The sequence below is a fragment of the Brevundimonas sp. FV1ye29L genome (assembly GCF_058681095.1).
Map to the genome: position 1 here is coordinate 1,514,434 of NZ_CM178730.1, position 17,379 is coordinate 1,531,812.

Sequence of the window (17,379 nt, forward strand, 5' to 3'; positions counted from 1 at the left end):
CTCATGTACTGATGGGGCAGCCGGGGGCCTCCCGGTCATCCCACCCGGTTTTTCACCAGATCGTCCACCACCGACGGATCGGCCAGGGTGGAGGTGTCGCCCAGGGCGCCGAGGTCGTTCTCGGCGATCTTGCGCAGGATGCGGCGCATGATCTTGCCGGAGCGGGTTTTCGGCAGGCCGGGCGCCCACTGGATGGCGTCCGGGGCGGCGATCGGGCCGATCTCCTTGCGGACATGGGCCACCAGGATCTTGCGCAGTCCTTCGGTCGGCTCGACCCCCTTGTTCAGGGTGACATAGGCGTAGATGCCCTGGCCCTTGATGTCGTGGGGGAAGCCGACGACGGCCGCCTCGGCCACGTCGTCGTGCAGGACCAGGGCGCTCTCGACCTCGGCCGTGCCCATGCGGTGCCCGGAGACATTGATGACGTCATCGACCCGGCCGGTGATCCAGTAGTCGCCGTCCTCGTCCCGGCGGCAGCCGTCGCCGGTGAAATACTTGCCCGGATAGGTCGAGAAATAGGTCTCGAAGAAGCGCTGGTGGTCGCCCCAGACCGTCCGCATCTGACCGGGCCAGCTGTCGGTGATGCACAGGTTGCCGCTGACGGCGCCGTCCAGCGTCGCGCCCTCGGCGTCCACCAGTTCCAGCTCGACGCCGGGAAGGGGCTTCGTCGCCGAGCCGGGTTTCAGGTCCGTCGCGCCGGGCAGGGGGGCGATCAGGGCGCCGCCCGTCTCGGTCTGCCACCAGGTGTCGATGATCGGCAGCCGGCCTTCGCCGACCACCTCGTGATACCACCGCCAGGCCTCCGGATTGATCGGCTCCCCGACGGTGCCGAGCAGCCTGAGCGACGAACGGCTGGAAGATTTCACCGGTTCGTCGCCGTCGCGCATCAGGGCCCGCAGGGCCGTCGGCGCGGTATAGAAGATCTCGACCTGATGCTTGTCCACCACCTGCCAGAAGCGGCGCACGTCGGGATAGTTGGGGACGCCCTCGAACATCAGGGTCGAGCCGCCGTTGGCCAGGCAGCCATAGACAACATAGGTGTGGCCGGTCACCCAGCCGACGTCGGCGGTGCACCAGAAGACCTCGCCCGGCCGGTAGTCGAACACCAGCTCATGCGTCCAGGACGCCCAGAACAGATAGCCGCCCGTGGTGTGCAGCACTCCTTTGGGCTTGCCGGTGGAGCCCGAGGTATAGAGGATGAACAGCGGGTCCTCGGCGTTCATCGGCTCGCAGGGGCAGTCGTCGGGGACCGTCAGGACCGCCTCCTCCAGACGGATGTCGCGCCCCTCGACGAAGCCGACCGGCCCGCCCGTATGGGTGATCAGCAGCACCTTCTCGACGGCGAACTCGGCCGGGATCTTCTTCAGGGCCTCGTCGACATTGGTCTTGAGCGGCACGGTCCTGCCGCCGCGCCGGCCCTCGTCGGCGGTGATGACGAAACGCGAGCCGCAGTCCTCGATCCGGCCGGCGATACTGTCCGGGGAAAAGCCGCCGAACACCACCGAATGGATGGCCCCGATGCGGGCGCAGGCCAGCATGGCGACGGCCGCCGCCGGGACCATCGGCAGATAGATGGTGACGCGGTCGCCCTTTCTGACCCCCATCTCCTTCAGGACATTGGCCATGCGGCAGACCTGAAGATGCAGTTCGCGATAGGTCAGCGTCCCCGAGATCGACGGATCGTCGCCCTCGTAGATGATGGCGGTCTGGTCGCCGCGTTCGGCCAGATGCCGGTCGACGCAGTTCCAGGCGACGTTGAGGACGCCGTCCTCGAACCAGCGGATGTGGAAGTCGGCCTTGTCGAAGCTGACGTCCTTGATTTTCGTGGGCGCGGTGAACCAGTCCAGCCGACCGGCCTGTTCCGCCCAGAAGGCGTCCGGCGTCTCCCGCGCGGCGATACGGGCGGCCTCATAGGCCGCCCGGTCCATATGGGCCCGCTCCGCCCACTGTGCGGGGACGGGATAGATATCCGGATGGGTCAAACGCCTGTCCTCACTCTCAGAAGCCGTATTTCGCAAAGACCTGGAGCCGGGTCATGTCGCCGGATGCGCCGGATTCCAGTTCCCGCTCACCGAACATCAACTCGGCGCCGACGTCCATGGCCGGAACCGGGGTCCAGATCAGATTGGCGCGGATGCTGCTGGCCGACTTGTTGGTCGTCAGCCCAATCAGGGTCCGGTCGTTGTCCACGCCCTGGGCCGACCAGGTCAGGTTCGAGCGCCATTGGGGCGACCAGACATGGCGATAGCTGGCCAGGCCGGCGACCACGCCGATGGTCTGCAGGTCGCCGGACGCGTCCAGCACGGCGTCATTGGCGAAATTCAGACCGACGTAGCGACCGATCCCCTCTCCGCCGGTCAGCATCACCCGGATGTCGTCCCGGGCGCCGATCCTGATTTTGGCCGCTGCGGAGACGCCCCAGCCTGTGGCGGTCGAGTCGATCGCGCCTGCGCCTGTGGTTTCATAACGGAGCTGGCGGAGAACACCGGCGACCGAGGCCTCGCCCCATGGGCGCGAGATCGCGTAGCGGACCGTCAGGTCAGGCACGCTGTTGTCGTCGGCGACCAGCCGGGTCGCCGCCCGGTAGGGGGTGACGGTCGTTTCCGGGTTTTCCAGGGCGATCGAGAAGGGACCGCTGGTGTAGCGAATCTGGGCCTGGCGCCCGAACACCGTGCCCTCTGACGACCCGACATAGTCGGCCGAATCGGGCAGGACGGAGAGGTTCTGGAAATTGGTCCATTCCTGGCCGAACAGCCATTTGTCGATGGTCACGAAGGCGCGGCGCAGGGCCGGGGTCGAGGGGCTGGTGGTGCGCTGGTCGCCGGTTCCGGGCAGGACCTGAAAATCCATCTCGATGCGGGTGCCGACCTTGTGGCCGCCGATCAATCCCTCGGTGGTCAGCCAGAAGCGGGTCTGGCGCGCGTTGAAGTCCGCGGCGGTCCCCTCGTCGGCGCCGCCGACCGGGATGGCCCCCGGCAGGTAGAAGTCGCGCAGGGCGTCGCCATTGGCCGGATCGCCCGAGGAATAGCTGGAGGCCATGTAGTCGGCCTTGATGAAGCCGCCGAACTTCAGGGTGTTCTGTCCGATGCGGAAGCCGTCGGCGGGGGGCGGGGCGGGAGCCGGCGGGGCCGCCGCCGGTCGCTGTTCTATGCGGATGATGTCCTGCGCCTGTGCGGTCTGGGCCGCGCGCGAGGTCGCGACCTCGGACTTGAGCGCATTGAGCTGGGCCTCCAGCAGGGCGATCCGGGCCTCAAGCGCCGCAGGATCGGTCCGGGCCTCGGCCAGGCCCGGCAGGCATAGCAGGGTCACGGCGGCGACGCCGGCCAACAGTCTTTCTCTGATCATCTGGATGTCCTCCCGAACTGGCCCGGGGACCGTCTGACGCGATCCTCCAATACGGCTACTGTCCGGCAGGCGGCCCCTTCGCGGCCATTGGGCTTAGGTCTAGTTTCGACCAAGGTCGGGGGGTGTCACAGTGGCGCAGCATCCGGCGTCAGACCGGAACACCTGTGGGAGGGATTGATGGACCGTATTGTGGTCGCCGACGATCATCCGCTGTTCCGGACCGCACTGGTCTCGGCTCTTGAGAGGGCCGCGCCCGGACGGCTCGTGGTTGAGACCGCCAGCCTGTCCGGGGCCCGGGAGGCGCTTGGCGAGAAAGGCGGCGCGCCGGTCGAGTTGCTGCTGCTGGATCTGAAATTGTCGGACAGCGAGGGATTCGCCGGCCTGACCGGGATACGCGCCGATTTTCCCGCGGTCCCTGTCGCGGTGGTCTCGGCCAGCGAGGATGGCGAGACCGTGAGGCGGGCGTTCGCCTTCGGGGCCGCCGGCTTCATTCCGAAATCGGCGACCCTGGACGAAATGGTCGAGGCGGTGACCGCTGTCCTCGCCGGCGACGCCTGGAGCCCTGATGGGGCGTCAATGCCAGCCCCGCTGTCCGAGGACGGAATGGAGGCCCGGATCGCCAGTTTGACGCCGTCCCAGCTTCGCATCCTGATCGGACTGCAACAGGGGCGGTTGAACAAGCAGATCGCCTATGACCTCGGCGTCACCGAGGCGACGATCAAGGCGCATCTGACCGGGGTGTTTCGCAAGCTGGGGGTTCACAACCGGACCCAGGCGGTGATCGCCGCCCAGGCCCTGGGTCTGGACGTCTAGCCGCCTTCGTTCGCGACCCGCGCCGTCAAGGGTTTCAGTGGGCGGCCGGGGACGGCGCGCGGCTGGTCAGGAACGCCTTGAGCGAGGCAGGCCGCACGGGCTTGCCCATCAGGACGGCGCCGGCGGCGGTCGTGCGGGCGGCCAGGTCATCGGCGTCGTCGGCGGTGATCAGGGCGATCCGGGTCAGGCCCCGGGCGCGCAGGGCCGCCACGACCGACAGTCCGTCGGGCCCATCGCCCAGATGCAGGTCGACAAGGGCGGCGTCGAAGGGACCTGACGCCGCCAGCGCCTGTCCAGCGTCCGCCGCGCCGACCACCTGCAGGCCCCAGCGTGACAGCAAGAGCTTCAGCCCGTGCAGGATGGACGGGTCGTTGTCCACGCACAGGACGCGACGGGGCGCCATGCCGTCGAGCGTCGACATTGAGGCCGCAGCGGCGCGGACGGCCGGGGCGGCGGGCGCACGCGGCAGGAGCACGCTGAACCGGGAACCGCGCCCAGCGTCCGAACGCAGGTCCAGCCGGTGCCCGAGAAGGCCCGCCACCCGCCGCACGATCGCCAGACCCAGACCGGCCCCGGGCTCATCGCGCGACAGGCCCGGCAGTCGGGTGAATTCGTTGAAGATGATCTCCTGCTGTTCAGGCGCCACGCCGCGGCCTGTGTCGATCACCTCGATCTTCAGGCCGTCCTCCAGCTCGCCCGAGGCGCGACGCACCCCCACCAGGACGCCGCCGGCGTCGGTGTAGCGAATGGCGTTGCCGATCAGGTTCTGCAGCATCGATCGCAGCAGGTCACGGTCCGAGGCCGCCCACAGGCTGGACGGAAGGATGCGAAGCGTCAGGTCCTTGGCCTCCGCCAACGGGGTGAATTCCCGGCGCAGATCGCTGAACAGGGCCTCGATGGACAGGGGCGCAACCGTGGGGCGTATGCCGCCGGCCTCGAGACGCGACAGGTTCAGAAGGGCCTTCAGCAGGCCATGGGCGCTCTCGATCGAGCGGTCGGCGTTCTCGGCCAGAATGCGGGCCTGTTCGGGCGAGGCGCCGTCATCGTCGCGCAGGGCCGCGATAAACAGCCGCGCCGCATGCAGGGGCTGCAACAGGTCGTGGCTGGCGGCGGCGAGGAAGCGGGTCTTGGAGGCCACGGCGGCCTCGGCGGTGCGGCGCGCCTCCTCGAGTCGGGCGGTGCGGTCGACCACCCGGGCCTCCAGCCGTTCATTGGCCTCCTCAAGGGCCCGGGCGGCCTGACGCAGCTCGGTGATGTCGCTGTAGCTGGTGACATAGCCGCCGCCGGTCATCGGGGCCCCGGTGGAGCGAAGGATCCGGCCGTCAGGCTGGACGCGTTCATGGTCATGCGGTTCTCGCCGGCGCAGGGCCTCAAGGCGGCGTTCGATCCAGGGCTCCAGCCCGCTGATATCGACCTCGCCCCGCTCGGCGTTCAATCGATAGACGTCGGCGACCGGCTGACCGACATGGACGAACCCGGCCGGCAGGCCGAACAGTTCGATGTAGCGGGCGTTCCAGGCGATCAGCCGCAGATCCTCGTCCACCACGCTGACGCCCTGATCGATATTGTCGAGCGTGGCCTGAAGCAGTTCGCGGTTGAACTGGACGGCCTGGGACGCCTCGTCGAGCATGCGCACGACGTCCTCGGGCGCCCGCCCGCCCCCCGCGAGGGCTGCGGCGATGACCCGTCGCGCCGAGGAAGCCCCGACCGCACCCGCCAGCATCCGCTCCGCCGCCCGCGCCAGTCCTGTGTCGGCCGGGTCGCCGTCGCGAAGCTTGCGTCCGGTCTCGCGCCCGAAGGCGTCGAACGCGCGGTTCGCGCCGGCGTCGCCGACGAACCGCGAGACCAGGGTGCGCAGGTCGCCGACCAGGGCCCCCGACGGAGCCGCGCCCGGCTCTCGCCACTCGGCCGTATGGCGGTCGACGAAGGTCCGGGCCTGGACCCTGTCGATCAGACGGGGGCGGGCCGCGCGCGAGACCACGATATAGATCAGGGTGTTGGCGCCGAGGCTGAGGAAGACGCCCAGCGGCAGGGGATCGGCGAGGCCGGACAGGGTGAAGCCCGCCATGCCGAAGGTCGCGCCGACCTGGGGCAGGGCGAGAAGCGCCGCCCAGATGGCGGAGCCGGCGAGTATGCCGGCGATGGCGCCATGCGCATGGCCGTCCCGCCAGAGAACTGCGCCAAACAGGGCCGGGGCCAGCTGGGCCAGGGCGGCGAAGGAGATCAGACCGATGGAGGCGAGGCCTTCGGACCGGTCGATAGCCTGAAAATAGACCCAGGCGAGACCCAGCACGCCGCAGATGGCGACCCGGCGGATCTGGAGAATGGCGCCCGCCATATCCGAGGCGTCCTCGCGGGCCCGCCAGCGCTCACGCGCGACGAGGGGCAGGATCAGGCTGTTGGACGCCATGGCCGACAGGGCCACCGTCTCGACGATGACCATGGCGGTGGCGGCAGAAAACCCGCCCACGAAGACAATGGCGGTGAGGGCCTTGGCCCCCGCCCGGAACGGGATGTCGAGCACGAACAGGTCGGGATCGGCGATGCCCGAGAACAGGCCGCCGGCGGCGACCAGGGGCAGGACGGCCAGGCTGGTCAGGATCAGATAGATCGGAAACACCCAGCGCGCCCGACGGATGTCCGCCGGCTCGCCGCCCTCGACGAAGGCGACATGGAACTGGCGCGGCAGGCAGAAGATCGCGAGCGTGGCGAGGATGAAGATGGCGACGAAGCGACTGTCGATCACGGGCGGCCCGGCGAGGTCGCCCAGGGCCTTGACGACGGCTCCGGGCGACGGGGCGCCCAGCAGCAGTATACCGGCGAAACCGGCCACGGCGATCAGGGCGGCCAGCTTCACCACCGACTCAAGGGCGATGGCCTGGATCAGGCCGTTGTTGTGCTCGGTCAGATCCGGGCGACGCGCTCCGAACAGGATGGTGAAGCCGGCCAGGACCACGGCGATGATGGTGACGGTCAGGCCTTCCGATCCCGCCACCGGCGTCCCGGCGGTGACCAGCTGCCAGGCCATGGACAGGGATTTCAGCTGCAGGGCGATATAGGGGAGGGAGCCGACGATGGCGACGGAGGCCACCAGCGCGCCCAGGGTCTGGCTCTTGCCATAGCGGGAGGAGATGAAGTCGGCGATCGAGCCGATATTCTCGCGCCGTGCAGCAGCGGCGATACGCCGCCAGACCGGAAACAGCAGCACCAGACCGACGACCGGGCCGAGATAGATCGGGAGATATTCCCACCCGCCGCGCGCGGCCGTCCCCACCGCCCCGTAGTAGGTCCATGAGGTGCAGTAGATGGCCAGGGACAGGGCGTAGGCGAAGGGGCCGAAGCCGCGTCCGGCGCGTGCGCCCGACCGCTCGCTGCGCCAGGCGACAGCGAACAGGATCGCCATATAAGCGCCCACCAGGGTCAGGATCAGCACGCTGAACATTGCGCCTATCAGATCGTCTTGAGTGCCGGCAGGCAAGGCCGACGGGATCGGCCGGGGCCCAGGACGTCAGAAGCGGGCCGGCCGTTTCCGGCCGACCCGCTCCCGATCTTCGCCCGGCAGGGATCAGGCGTTGATATCGACGTCCTTGCCTTCCTTGACGAACAGGAAGCCGACGATGACGGTCAGTATGGCGACCAGGATCGGATACCACAGGCCGTAGTAGATATTGCCCGTGGCCGCGACCATGGCGAAGGCGGTGGTCGGCAGGAAGCCGCCGAACCAGCCGTTGCCGATGTGATAGGGCAGCGACATCGAGGTGTAGCGGATATTGGTCGGGAACATCTCGACCAGGGCCGCTGCGATCGGGCCGTAGACCATGGTCACATAGAAGACGAGCAGGAACAGGATGCCCACGACCATCGGCTTGTTGACCAGGGCGCTGTCCGCCTTGGCGGGATAGCCGGCCTCGGCCAGGGCCGCGGTCAGGTCGGCATCCCAGGTCTTCTTGGTGTCCTTGAACTCGGCGGCGGGCATGTCGGCCCCCGCGAAGCTGCGGATCACCCGGTCGCCGATCCGGACCTCGGCGACTGTGCCGGCCGGCGCCGCCACGTTGTCGTAGTTGATGCCGGCCCGGGCGAGGTGGGTCTTGGCCACGTCACAGGAGCTGTTGAACACGGTCTTGCCGATCGGATCGAACTGGAAGGCGCAGTCGTCCGGGTCCGCATAGACGGTGATCGGGGAGGTCGCCACGGCCTGGGCCAGGAGCGGATTGGCGGCCTTGGTCAGGGCGTGGAACAGCGGGAAATAGGTCAGGGCGGCCAGCAGGCATCCCGTCAGGATGATCGGCTTGCGACCCACCTTGTCCGACAGCCAGCCGAAGAAGACGAAGAACGGCGTGGCCAGCAGGAGGGATACGGCGATCAGGACGTTGGTCAGGGCGCCGTCGACCTTGAGCACGCGCTCGAGGAAGAACAGGGCGTAGAACTGGCCGGTGTACCAGACCACGGCCTGACCCGCCGCCAGACCGATCAGGGCGATCAGGACCAGCTTGAGGTTCGGCCATTTGCCGAAGCTGTCCTTCAGCGGCGTGGCGGAGCCCTTGCCTTCGGCCTTCATTTTCTTGAACGACGGGCTCTCGCTGAGCTTCAGACGGATCCACAGGGAGACGCCGAGCAGCAGGATCGAGACCAGGAACGGGATCCGCCAGCCCCATTCAACGAAGGCCTCCTCGCCGACCAGGGTGCGGATGCCGAGGATGACCACCAGGCTCAGCAGCAGGCCGACCGTGGCCGTGATCTGGATGAAGGAGGTGTAGAAGCCGCGCTTGCCGTGCGGGGCGTGCTCGGCGACGTAGGTCGCCGCACCGCCGTATTCGCCGCCCAGGGCGAGGCCCTGCAGAAGCCGCATCAGCACCAGAACGATCGGGGCCGCGATGCCGATGGCGGCATAGGAGGGCAGGACGCCGACGACAAAGGTCGACAGACCCATCAACAGCATGGTGACGAGGAAGGTGTTCTTGCGACCCCAGAGATCGCCCAGTCGTCCGAAGAAGATGGCGCCGAAGGGCCGCACCGCAAAGCCGGCGGCGAAGGCCATGAGGGCGAAGATATAGCCCGTGGTCTCGTTCACGCCCGAGAAGAACTGGGCCGTGATGATCGCGGCCAGCGAGCCGTACAGATAGAAGTCGTACCACTCGATGACGGTGCCGACCGACGAGGCCAGGATCACAAGTTTGTCGTTCTTGTCGACGGTGTGATCCGACGGAGTCGGGGCGCCGATGGCGCTGTCTGTCATGATATTGAGCCTCCCAAGCTCGACCGGTTCCGGCCGTTGTCACGCTGTGACCAGCGATTGTTCGGCACAGTCTGGCGCCAGACCGGACGCGACGTCAGCGCGACTTTGGTCGAGGGTGGGCAAGGCGTCCCCCGACCCGGAATTTCATGCGAATGGCCGGTCGATGGCCGGTTGGGGTTCGGTGAACCAGGCGGCCCCTGTCGTCGTGACATGGAAATGGTCCTCCAGCCGGATGCCAAAACGCTCGGGTACGACAATCATCGGCTCGTTGGAGAAACACATGCCGGCTTGCAGGGGCGTGCGGTCGCCGCGCACCAGCCACGCCGGCTCATGAATCGACAGGCCGATGCCGTGACCGGTGCGGTGGGGCAGGCCGGGCAGGCGGTAGTCCGGTCCCAGACCGCCGGCCTCCAGCACCCGGCGCGCGGCCCGGTCGACGTCCTCGCAAGGGACGCCGGGCGCGACGGCGTCAAAGGCGGCGGCCTGGGCGGCCTTTTCCAGATCCCACAGGTCGCGGACCTCGGCCTCCACCTGACCGAAGGCATAGGTCCGGGTGATGTCGCTGTGATAGCCTTCCACCGTGCAGCCGGTGTCGATCAGGACCAGCTGGTCCTCCTCCAGCCTCTGGTCGCCGGGCAGGCCGTGGGGAAAGGCGGTGGCCCGGCCGAACTGGACCGCACAGAAGGTCGAGCCGGAGGCCCCCAGCGCCCGGTGCGCCTCATCGATGAAGCGTTTGACGTCCGAGGCGGCCAGGCCCGGCTCCAGGATGCGCGCGGCCCGTCGATGCACCTCCAGCGTCAGGGTCTTGGCCCGGCGCATCAGGGCCAGTTCCGCAGGGGACTTGATCATGCGGCAGCCGTCGATGGCGGGGGCGCCGTCGACGAGAGCCAGGCCGCGCCCGCGCAGCCGCTCGCCATAGTGGAACGGCAGGAAGGGGTCGACCGCCAGCACGGCGCCGGGGCTCAGCGACCCGGCGACAAAGGCTGCCGGGTCCTCGTCCTCCTCCCACAGGCGCAGGTCGGCCGGGATGGACAGTTCGGCCTCCAGCGAGCCCTGTTCGAAGGCCGGACAGATGATCACGGGTTGTCCCCGGACCGGCAGGACCAGGGCGACCAGTCGCTCGGTCGCCCCCCATGTCACGCCTGTGAAATAGCGCAGGCCGGCCCCGGCATTGACGATCAGGGCGTCGGCGCCGGACGCCTCCGTCAGGGCGCGGGCCTTGTCCAGCCGGGCGGCGCGCTCCGCAGCGCTGATGGCCGGCGCGGCCTCCGGCAAGCCCGAGCGGGCCATGTCGGCGAGGGCGGCCAGTTCCGCTGCGGGGGTGGATCCTCCGATCATCGGGGCGTCTTTCGGTCAAATCGATTGAGGGTGAAGGGGGCGGGATTCACCACGGGCGCGGATCCCTCGATCAAGCCCTCGACCATGTGCGCCGTCACCGCCGCGAGGGTCAGGCCCAGATGCTGGTGGCCGAACGCATAGACCAGATTTACGACCCGGTCCGATCGGCCGATGGCGGGCAGATAGTCGGGCAGGGTCGGGCGAGCCCCCATCCAGCGGCGGAACGGACCGGCGACCGGCAGGCCCAGTTCGGCGACGTGGCGCTCCAGCCGGACCCATTTGCGCGGATCGGGCGGGGCGTTGACCGTGCTGAACTCGACGAAGCCCGAGGCCTGGACCAGGTCCTCATAGCGGGTGACGATCATGGAGCGGTCCTCGAACACCACCGGCGGGAGGTCTGCGGGCCAGCGACCGGCGTCGTCGGGGGCAAGGGCGGCGCGTATGTGATAGCCGCGCTCGGCGATGATCGGGACGCGATGCCCGGCCGCCTGCATCAGCCGGCCGGAGTGCACGCCGGCCGCGATCAGCACCAGATCGCAGTCGAGGCCGTCGATCGCCGCGCGTCCCGCCTCGACCTTCATCTGCGCCGCCGAGCGGACGATACGGCCTCCTGCGGCCGACAGCCCGGCCTCCAGGGCGGTGCAGAGACGGTCCAGGTCGGCGATCTGGCCGCTGCCGGAAAAGCGGATCGCGTCGTGGATCGGGGCGGGGCTCAGGGCCTTCAGCCGTGCGGCGTCATCCGGCGATACAGGAGCGAAGGTCGTCGAGCCGGTCGCCATGCCGGTCCGGCCCCCGTCGTCGCCGTTCGCCGCAGGGGCTCGCTCGCGCAGGACGAAATGGCCCTTGTCCCGCACCAGCCCGGGAACGCCCAGGTCGGCGGCCAGACCCTGCCAGTCCTGCAGCGCCCGGCCGAGCAGGCTCGCCAGCGCCGCCTCGCCCCGCTGACAGGCGGCGGTCCGGCAGGCCGCTGCGAATTCCCGGGCGAAGGGCAGCCATGCCGCCACGCCCGACACGGGCAGGTCCAGCGGGCCGCCGAGGGCGAACAGGCGGCGGGGCGCCGATCTCAGGGTCGCGGGCGAGGCGAGGGGAGTCACCTGTTCCGTGGCGATATGGCCGGCGTTGCCCCAGGACGCCGCCTGTCGATGCCGGTCCGGCTCGAGGACGGTGACGTCATGACCGGCGCGCGCCAGCCGGACCGCCGCCGAAAGACCGATCACCCCGCCGCCGATCACCCCGATACGCATCACGGGCAGATTGTCCTCCTCAGTGGGTTTGCATCGCCATCGATCATTTCGTATACATTATCCAATCTCAAACCGAAGGGCAATCGAACCATGACCATCGACTGGAAGGGCGTCTTCCCCGCCGTCACCACCCAGGTCGCAGAGGACATGAGCCTTGACCTCGACGCCACCCAGGCCGTGGTTGACGCCCTGATCCGCGACGGCGTGACCGGGCTGATCGCCCTCGGCACGGTCGGCGAAAACAACTCCCTCGAACATGACGAGAAGGTGCGCGTCCTGACCGCCATCGTCGAGGCGACCGCCGGTCGCGTGCCGGTGGTCACCGGGGTTTCCGAATACGACACCCGTCGGGCCATCCGCTATGCCCGGGCTGCGGAAAAGGCCGGCGCCGATGGCCTGATGCTGCTGCCGCCCATGGTCTATGTGCCCAAGGCGCATGAACTGGCCGCCCACTTCCGGGGCGTCGGAGAGGCGGTGGGGATTCCCATCATGCTCTACAACAATCCGCCCGCCTATCGCACGGTCATCGACCCCGAGGTCATGGACATGCTTCACGATGTGAAGACCATCGTGGCGATCAAGGAGTCCTCGCCCGATACGCGCCGTTTCACCGATTTCCTGAACGCCTTCGGCGACCGCTATGTCCTGTTCGCCGGTCTGGATGATGTGGCGCTGGAGGGCCTCTGGCTGGGCGCCCGGGGCTGGGTCTCGGGCCTGACCAACGCCTTCCCCATGGAGTCCGTGGCCCTGGTCGACGCCGTCGCGCGCGGCGACAACGCCAGGGCGCTGGACATCTACCGCTGGTTCATGCCCCTGTTGCATCTGGATGCCGAACACGATCTGGTCCAGTCGATCAAACTGGCCGAACAGGTCATGGGCCGGGGCTCCGAACGCGTCCTGCCGCCGCGCTATCCGCTGATCGGGGCGCGCCGGGCCGAGGTCATCGCCATGGTCGAACAGGCCGCAGCGACCCGGCCCGACCTGACGCCCCTGGCCTGACCGGAGCGGCCGGATGCGCCACACCTTCTTCTGTATCGACGGCCATACGGCGGGCAATCCCGTCCGTCTGGTGGCGGGCGGAGCGCCTCTGTTGAGAGGCGCCTCCATGTCCGAGCGACGGCAGGATTTCCTGTCGCGGTTCGACTGGATCCGCACCGGCCTGTGTTTCGAGCCGCGCGGCCACGACATGATGTCGGGCGGTTTCCTCTATCCGCCGACGCGGGAGGATGCCGATGTCGGCATCCTGTTCATCGAGACCTCGGGCTGTCTGCCGATGTGCGGCCACGGGACCATCGGCATCATTACCTTCGGTCTGGAGCATGGCCTGATCCAGCCCCGCGAACCGGGCCGGCTGAAGGTCGAGGTCCCGGCCGGCGTCATCGATATCGCCTATGAAGCAGCCGGCGACCGGGTGACCGCCGTGCGGATCGTCAATGTGCCCGCCTATGTCGCGGCCCGGGGGATAGAGGTCGAGATCGAGGGTCTGGGACCCGTCCGCGTCGACGTCAGCTATGGCGGCAACTACTATGCGATCGTCGAGCCCCAGGGGGGCTATACGGGACTGGATGACCTCGGCGCGGGGCGGCTGATCGAGTTGAGCGGACGGCTGCGCGCCGCGATCCGGACGGTCTATGAGCCGGTCCATCCGCTCGACCCGACCATCCGCGGCGTCAGCCACATCCTCTGGGCCGATGCCCCGAAGGGCGAGGGGGCCGATGGACGCAACGCCGTCTTCTATGGCGACAAGGCGATCGACCGCAGTCCGTGCGGCACCGGCACCTCGGCGCGACTGGCGCACCTGTTCGATCAGGGCCGGCTCAAGGTCGGTGAGGCCTTTGTGCACGAGAGCTATATCGGCAGCCGCTTCATTGGCCGGGTCGAGGCTGTCGCTGATATCGGCGGCGCATCCGGCATCGTGCCCTCGATCGAGGGGTCGGCCGTGGCGACGGGCTTCAATACGATCTGGATCGACCGTGAGGATCCGTTCTGGAAGGGCTTTCAGGTCACATGAGCGCCACCGCCTCGGGCATGGTTGTCCGCACGCTTTCCGAACAGGCTTTCGAGATCGTCCGTGAACGGATTGTGACCGGGCGGCTGGTCGGCGATGCGCCGATCCGGCAGGACGCCCTGGCCGCCGAACTGGGCGTCAGCAAGATCCCCCTGCGCGAGGCCTTGGCCCGGCTGGAGCAGGAAGGCCTGCTGGTCAGCCGCCCCAACCGGGGCTATGTCGTCCAGCCCATGTCGTCCGCCCAGGCCGAAGAAATCTATGCCCTGCGCCTGGCCATTGAGCCCGCCGCCGCCGCCCGGGCGGCCCTGCAGGCGAATGAGCCGGACCACAGGGCTGCGGAGGCCGCCTTCGCCCGGTTGGACGTCGCCGCCGGGTCCAACCTGGCGGGGGTGGCCATGGCCAACCGTGACTTCCACACGGCCCTGGTGCGCCCCGGCGGGCGGCTGCTGACGACCCAGCTGGTCGAGCGGCTTGCGATCCTGGCCGAACGCTATGTCGTGGCACACCTGACCCCGGCGGGCCGGGACGCTCGCGCCCATCGCGAGCACCGCGACCTGATCGACGCCTGGGTCGGGCGCGACGCCGCCAAGGTAGAGACCCTGCTGACCGCCCATATCCAGGCCACCCTCGATGATCTGCGCGCCGGGTTTGACGGCGCCGGTCAGGCGGACTGGGCTGCGATCCAGAGGTCGACCCGCGACTCCAGCACCTGAAGCGTCACCCCGCCATTGGCGAGGACGGCGTCGTGGAAGCCGCGGATATCGAACTGCGGCCCCAGCGCCGCCTCCGCCCGGCGCCGCAGGTCCCAGATCTTCAGCTCTCCCCATTTGTAGGCCAGGGCCTGACCCGGCCAGGCGATATAGCGATCCACCTCGGTGGAGATCTCATGGGCCGATAGAGCCGTGTTCGCCGTCAGATAGTCGATCGCCCGCTGACGGCTCCAGCCCATGGCGTGAAGACCGGTGTCGACCACCAGACGACAGGCTCGCCACATCTCATAGGACAGCCGCCCGAAATGGTCCCAGGGCGTTTCATAGACCTCCATCTCGACGCCGAGGGCCTCGGCATACAGACCCCAGCCTTCCCCAAAGGCATGCGGATAGAAGTTCAGCCGGAACTCGGGCACGTCCTGAAGCTCTCTCGCCAGCGCTCCCTGCAGATGGTGCCCCGGCACCGCCTCGTGCAAGCTCAGGGCGGTCATGTTGAACAGCGGCCGGGTGTTCAGCGCATAGGTGTTGACCCAGTATTCTCCCGCCCCGCCCGGGGCGCCCGGGTTGTAGCGTCCGCCGGTATAGTTTGGGGCCAGATGGTCCGGTACGGCTCGAACGGTGAAGGGGGTGCGCGGCAGCCGGCCGAAATACTGCGGCAGCCGCCCCTCGATCCGCTTGCAGATCCAGGCAGAGCCGTGAAGAAGTTCCTCTGCGGTCCTGGGGTAGAAGCGCGGATCGGTCCGCAGCCAGGTCTGGAATTCGGAAAAACTGCCCTGGAATCCCACCTCGGCGACGATCCCGTCCATGGCGGTCCGGATCCGGGCGACCTCCTCGATCCCCCTCGCATGGACCCCGTCCGGCGTCGGATCCGCCAGGGTGGTGAAATAGCGCACCAGATCGGCATAGTAGCGTTCGCCGCCGGGCAGGTCCCTGGCCCCTGTCGTCGTCCGCGCGCCCGGGCGGTACTCCTGTTCGAAAAAGGTCTGGAACCGGGCGAAGGCCGGCGCCACCGCCCCGGTCAGGGCCTGACGACCGGCGGAGGCCAGGCGGTTCCGGTCGCCTTCGGGGACAGCGGAGGGAAAGCGGGCGAACGGCGCCCACAGGGGGGACTCTTCCGGTCGGTCGTATTGCGACCCGGCGATGATCCGCGACACCCCGTCGAGGATTTCCGCAGGCTGGGTGAAGCCCTCGGCCAGCCCCAGTCTCATGTTGGCGATGTTCTGGTCGAAATACCGCGGCACGTCGTTCAGCCGGGCAATAAAGGCCTCATAGTCGGCGACGGTCGCCGGTGAGGCCAGTTCTCCCATCGACAGGACCGAGGCGAAAAAACCGCTGTCGCTGTTCAGCGGCATGCGCCAGTCGCGATGGGCGGCGAGTATCACCCGCTGCTCGACCATGAAGGCGAACAGATCATACGACACCTGCTCCTGATCGGTCAGGGCGGCGCGGTCTATGGTCTTCAGTCGCGCGAGGAAGGCGCGGTCCTCCCCCAGCCGGCGCGCCTGTGCGGCGGGCGAGACATCGGCCAGTCGATCGTTGTGGCCGTCCACGCCGGCCTCTGTGGCGGCGAGCGGTTCACCGGCATAGACGGCTGCGCGTTCCTCGGCGAACAGTCGCGCCAGACGACCGCTTGAGGAAGGGGCATCGGGCTCGACGGCATTGTCCGGTCTCGAGGTCTGCCCCGGCGACGGGGCTTGAGCGAGGGCCGGGGTGGCGGCGATCAGCGGCAGGGCGGCGGCGAACAGGCGACGGGTCGGTTGCATGATGCAGTCCTCAGAGGTCTGCCGGCGCAGCGGCAAGGACCGACGGCGGTCCGCGAAGAGCCGACCATAGCAACACGGCGGCGGCGTAGAGCACGACCGCCACCACCCCCCAGCGCAAGGCCTCCAGCGGCACGGACCTGATCACAAAGGCGGCCAGAAGGACCGCCGGAACGCCGCCAAGGGCCATGCCCAGTACCAGTTTCAGGTCGATCCGGTCGCCCCTGATGAAACTGAGGGCGCTGACCGGCATCAGAAAGGCGCAGGCGCCCATCATGATGGGAAACGCCGCCTTGGGATCGAGACCAAACAGGCTGAGCAGGATCAGGGACGGCGCATACAGGCCGATGCCGAAGGTCATCAGCGCGCCCATGACGAAATGAGCGAGCACTGCGGCTGCGAACAGACCGCCGCTCAGGGACAGGGCCTGTCCGCCGCCGGGCATCAGTTTCAGATTGGTCAGGGCGTACAGCAGGGCCGCGATGAGGAGGGCGACCCCGACCACCGCCTGAACCACGCGCACGGGCAGTCTCTGCACAATGGGCGCGCCGACGACGGCGCCGACAACCGCCGCGAGAATACAGGCGATCAGAAGCCGGGGATCGACCTTGACCAGATTGATGAAGACCAGGCCCTGGGTCACCGTCGGCAGGCAGTGGCCGGCGTTCAGCACGGCGGGAAGAAAGGCGTCGGGCACACGCCGTCTCAGCTTCAGCCATGCCGTGGTGGGCGCAAAGGAGCCGATGCCGAGGGTGTCAAAGAAGTTGGCCACGGCCCCGATGCCCACGCCTTCGAGACTGGGCCGCAAGGCGCCGCGCGCCCGGGCCGTCCGGATCAACTGGACCAGATAAAGCAGCGCCAGCAGCGCCATTGCGCCGAGTAGCAGTTGAACGATCATCGGTCTCTCCCCGCAGCCCCGCCCGGG

At 68.4% G+C, this 17,379-nt stretch carries 12 protein-coding genes; 4 read left to right on the top strand and 8 right to left on the bottom strand.

Annotated features, from left to right (window positions below; translation table 11 throughout):
* Positions 1-35: 35 nt before the first annotated feature.
* Both acs and ACW17W_RS07450 read right to left on the bottom strand, forming a co-directional pair.
* Entirely contained in the window at positions 36-1,928 is a 1,893-nt protein-coding gene (gene acs / locus ACW17W_RS07445; RefSeq protein ID WP_492080284.1) for an acetate--CoA ligase, read from the bottom strand.
* A gap of 70 nt (positions 1,929-1,998) precedes the next feature.
* The gene (locus ACW17W_RS07450) at positions 1,999-3,345 is read right to left on the bottom strand and encodes a DcaP family trimeric outer membrane transporter (RefSeq protein WP_492080120.1); all 1,347 of its coding nucleotides are present in this window, start codon (positions 3,343-3,345) and stop codon (positions 1,999-2,001) included.
* A gap of 177 nt (positions 3,346-3,522) precedes the next feature.
* Here ACW17W_RS07450 and ACW17W_RS07455 point away from each other — a divergent pair, with 177 nt between their 5' ends.
* Positions 3,523-4,158: a response regulator transcription factor gene (locus tag ACW17W_RS07455; protein ID WP_492080121.1), complete on the top strand. Its 636-nt coding sequence runs from the start codon at positions 3,523-3,525 to the stop codon at positions 4,156-4,158.
* Between the two features lie 34 nt (positions 4,159-4,192).
* Here the strand turns inward: ACW17W_RS07455 and ACW17W_RS07460 are convergent, their stop codons facing one another.
* The 4 genes from ACW17W_RS07460 to ACW17W_RS07475 all read right to left on the bottom strand — a co-directional run bounded on the left by ACW17W_RS07460 (position 4,193) and on the right by ACW17W_RS07475 (position 11,976).
* On the bottom strand, positions 4,193-7,600 hold the full coding sequence (locus ACW17W_RS07460) for a hybrid sensor histidine kinase/response regulator (RefSeq protein WP_492080122.1): 3,408 nt from the start codon (positions 7,598-7,600) through the stop codon (positions 4,193-4,195).
* Positions 7,601-7,723: 123 nt separating this feature from the next.
* Positions 7,724-9,394, bottom strand: a complete 1,671-nt coding sequence (locus ACW17W_RS07465) for an MFS transporter (protein ID WP_492080123.1) — start codon at positions 9,392-9,394, stop codon at positions 7,724-7,726.
* 144 nt (positions 9,395-9,538) lie between these two features.
* Positions 9,539-10,732 carry a M24 family metallopeptidase gene (locus tag ACW17W_RS07470; RefSeq protein ID WP_492080124.1) on the bottom strand — a complete coding sequence of 398 codons (1,194 nt, stop codon included), beginning with the start codon at positions 10,730-10,732 and terminating at the stop codon, positions 9,539-9,541.
* Positions 10,729-11,976, bottom strand: coding sequence for an NAD(P)/FAD-dependent oxidoreductase (locus tag ACW17W_RS07475; protein WP_492080125.1), 1,248 nt, complete (start codon positions 11,974-11,976; stop codon positions 10,729-10,731). The genes ACW17W_RS07470 and ACW17W_RS07475 overlap by 4 nt, the downstream gene beginning before the upstream one ends.
* A 90-nt stretch (positions 11,977-12,066) precedes the next feature.
* Here ACW17W_RS07475 and ACW17W_RS07480 point away from each other — a divergent pair, with 90 nt between their 5' ends.
* The 3 genes from ACW17W_RS07480 to ACW17W_RS07490 are packed head-to-tail and all read left to right on the top strand — an operon-like array spanning position 12,067 to position 14,697.
* The gene (locus ACW17W_RS07480) at positions 12,067-12,975 is read left to right on the top strand and encodes a dihydrodipicolinate synthase family protein (protein WP_492080126.1); all 909 of its coding nucleotides are present in this window, start codon (positions 12,067-12,069) and stop codon (positions 12,973-12,975) included.
* 13 nt (positions 12,976-12,988) lie between these two features.
* Complete coding sequence (locus ACW17W_RS07485) at positions 12,989-13,987, top strand: 4-hydroxyproline epimerase (RefSeq protein ID WP_492080127.1); 999 nt, start codon at positions 12,989-12,991, stop codon at positions 13,985-13,987.
* On the top strand, positions 13,984-14,697 hold the full coding sequence (locus ACW17W_RS07490; RefSeq protein ID WP_492080128.1) for a GntR family transcriptional regulator: 714 nt from the start codon (positions 13,984-13,986) through the stop codon (positions 14,695-14,697). Before ACW17W_RS07485 ends, ACW17W_RS07490 begins: the two co-directional genes overlap by 4 nt.
* Here ACW17W_RS07490 and ACW17W_RS07495 read toward each other — a convergent pair.
* Together ACW17W_RS07495 and ACW17W_RS07500 are read right to left on the bottom strand one after the other, a co-directional pair.
* Positions 14,646-16,457: a DUF885 domain-containing protein gene (locus ACW17W_RS07495; protein WP_492080129.1), complete on the bottom strand. Its 1,812-nt coding sequence runs from the start codon at positions 16,455-16,457 to the stop codon at positions 14,646-14,648. The genes ACW17W_RS07490 and ACW17W_RS07495 overlap by 52 nt on opposite strands.
* Positions 16,458-16,467: 10 nt before the next feature.
* Positions 16,468-17,352, bottom strand: coding sequence for a TSUP family transporter (locus tag ACW17W_RS07500; RefSeq protein ID WP_492080130.1), 885 nt, complete (start codon positions 17,350-17,352; stop codon positions 16,468-16,470).
* Positions 17,353-17,379: the final 27 nt, after the last annotated feature.

Bases quoted from the DNA above. Each gene is read 5' to 3' on its own strand.
- ACW17W_RS07460 (WP_492080122.1), bottom strand. From the start codon at position 7,600: ATGTTCAGCGTGCTGATCCTGACCCTGGTGGGCGCTTATATGGCGATC.
- ACW17W_RS07500 (WP_492080130.1), bottom strand. From the start codon at position 17,352: ATGATCGTTCAACTGCTACTCGGCGCAATGGCGCTGCTGGCGCTGCTT.
- ACW17W_RS07480 (WP_492080126.1), top strand. From the start codon at position 12,067: ATGACCATCGACTGGAAGGGCGTCTTCCCCGCCGTCACCACCCAGGTC.
- ACW17W_RS07485 (WP_492080127.1), top strand. From the start codon at position 12,989: ATGCGCCACACCTTCTTCTGTATCGACGGCCATACGGCGGGCAATCCC.
- ACW17W_RS07455 (WP_492080121.1), top strand. From the start codon at position 3,523: ATGGACCGTATTGTGGTCGCCGACGATCATCCGCTGTTCCGGACCGCA.
- ACW17W_RS07470 (WP_492080124.1), bottom strand. From the start codon at position 10,732: ATGATCGGAGGATCCACCCCCGCAGCGGAACTGGCCGCCCTCGCCGAC.
- ACW17W_RS07450 (WP_492080120.1), bottom strand. From the start codon at position 3,345: ATGATCAGAGAAAGACTGTTGGCCGGCGTCGCCGCCGTGACCCTGCTA.
- ACW17W_RS07490 (WP_492080128.1), top strand. From the start codon at position 13,984: ATGAGCGCCACCGCCTCGGGCATGGTTGTCCGCACGCTTTCCGAACAG.
- acs (WP_492080284.1), bottom strand. From the start codon at position 1,928: ATGGACCGGGCGGCCTATGAGGCCGCCCGTATCGCCGCGCGGGAGACG.
- ACW17W_RS07475 (WP_492080125.1), bottom strand. From the start codon at position 11,976: ATGCGTATCGGGGTGATCGGCGGCGGGGTGATCGGTCTTTCGGCGGCG.
- ACW17W_RS07495 (WP_492080129.1), bottom strand. From the start codon at position 16,457: ATGCAACCGACCCGTCGCCTGTTCGCCGCCGCCCTGCCGCTGATCGCC.
- ACW17W_RS07465 (WP_492080123.1), bottom strand. From the start codon at position 9,394: ATGACAGACAGCGCCATCGGCGCCCCGACTCCGTCGGATCACACCGTC.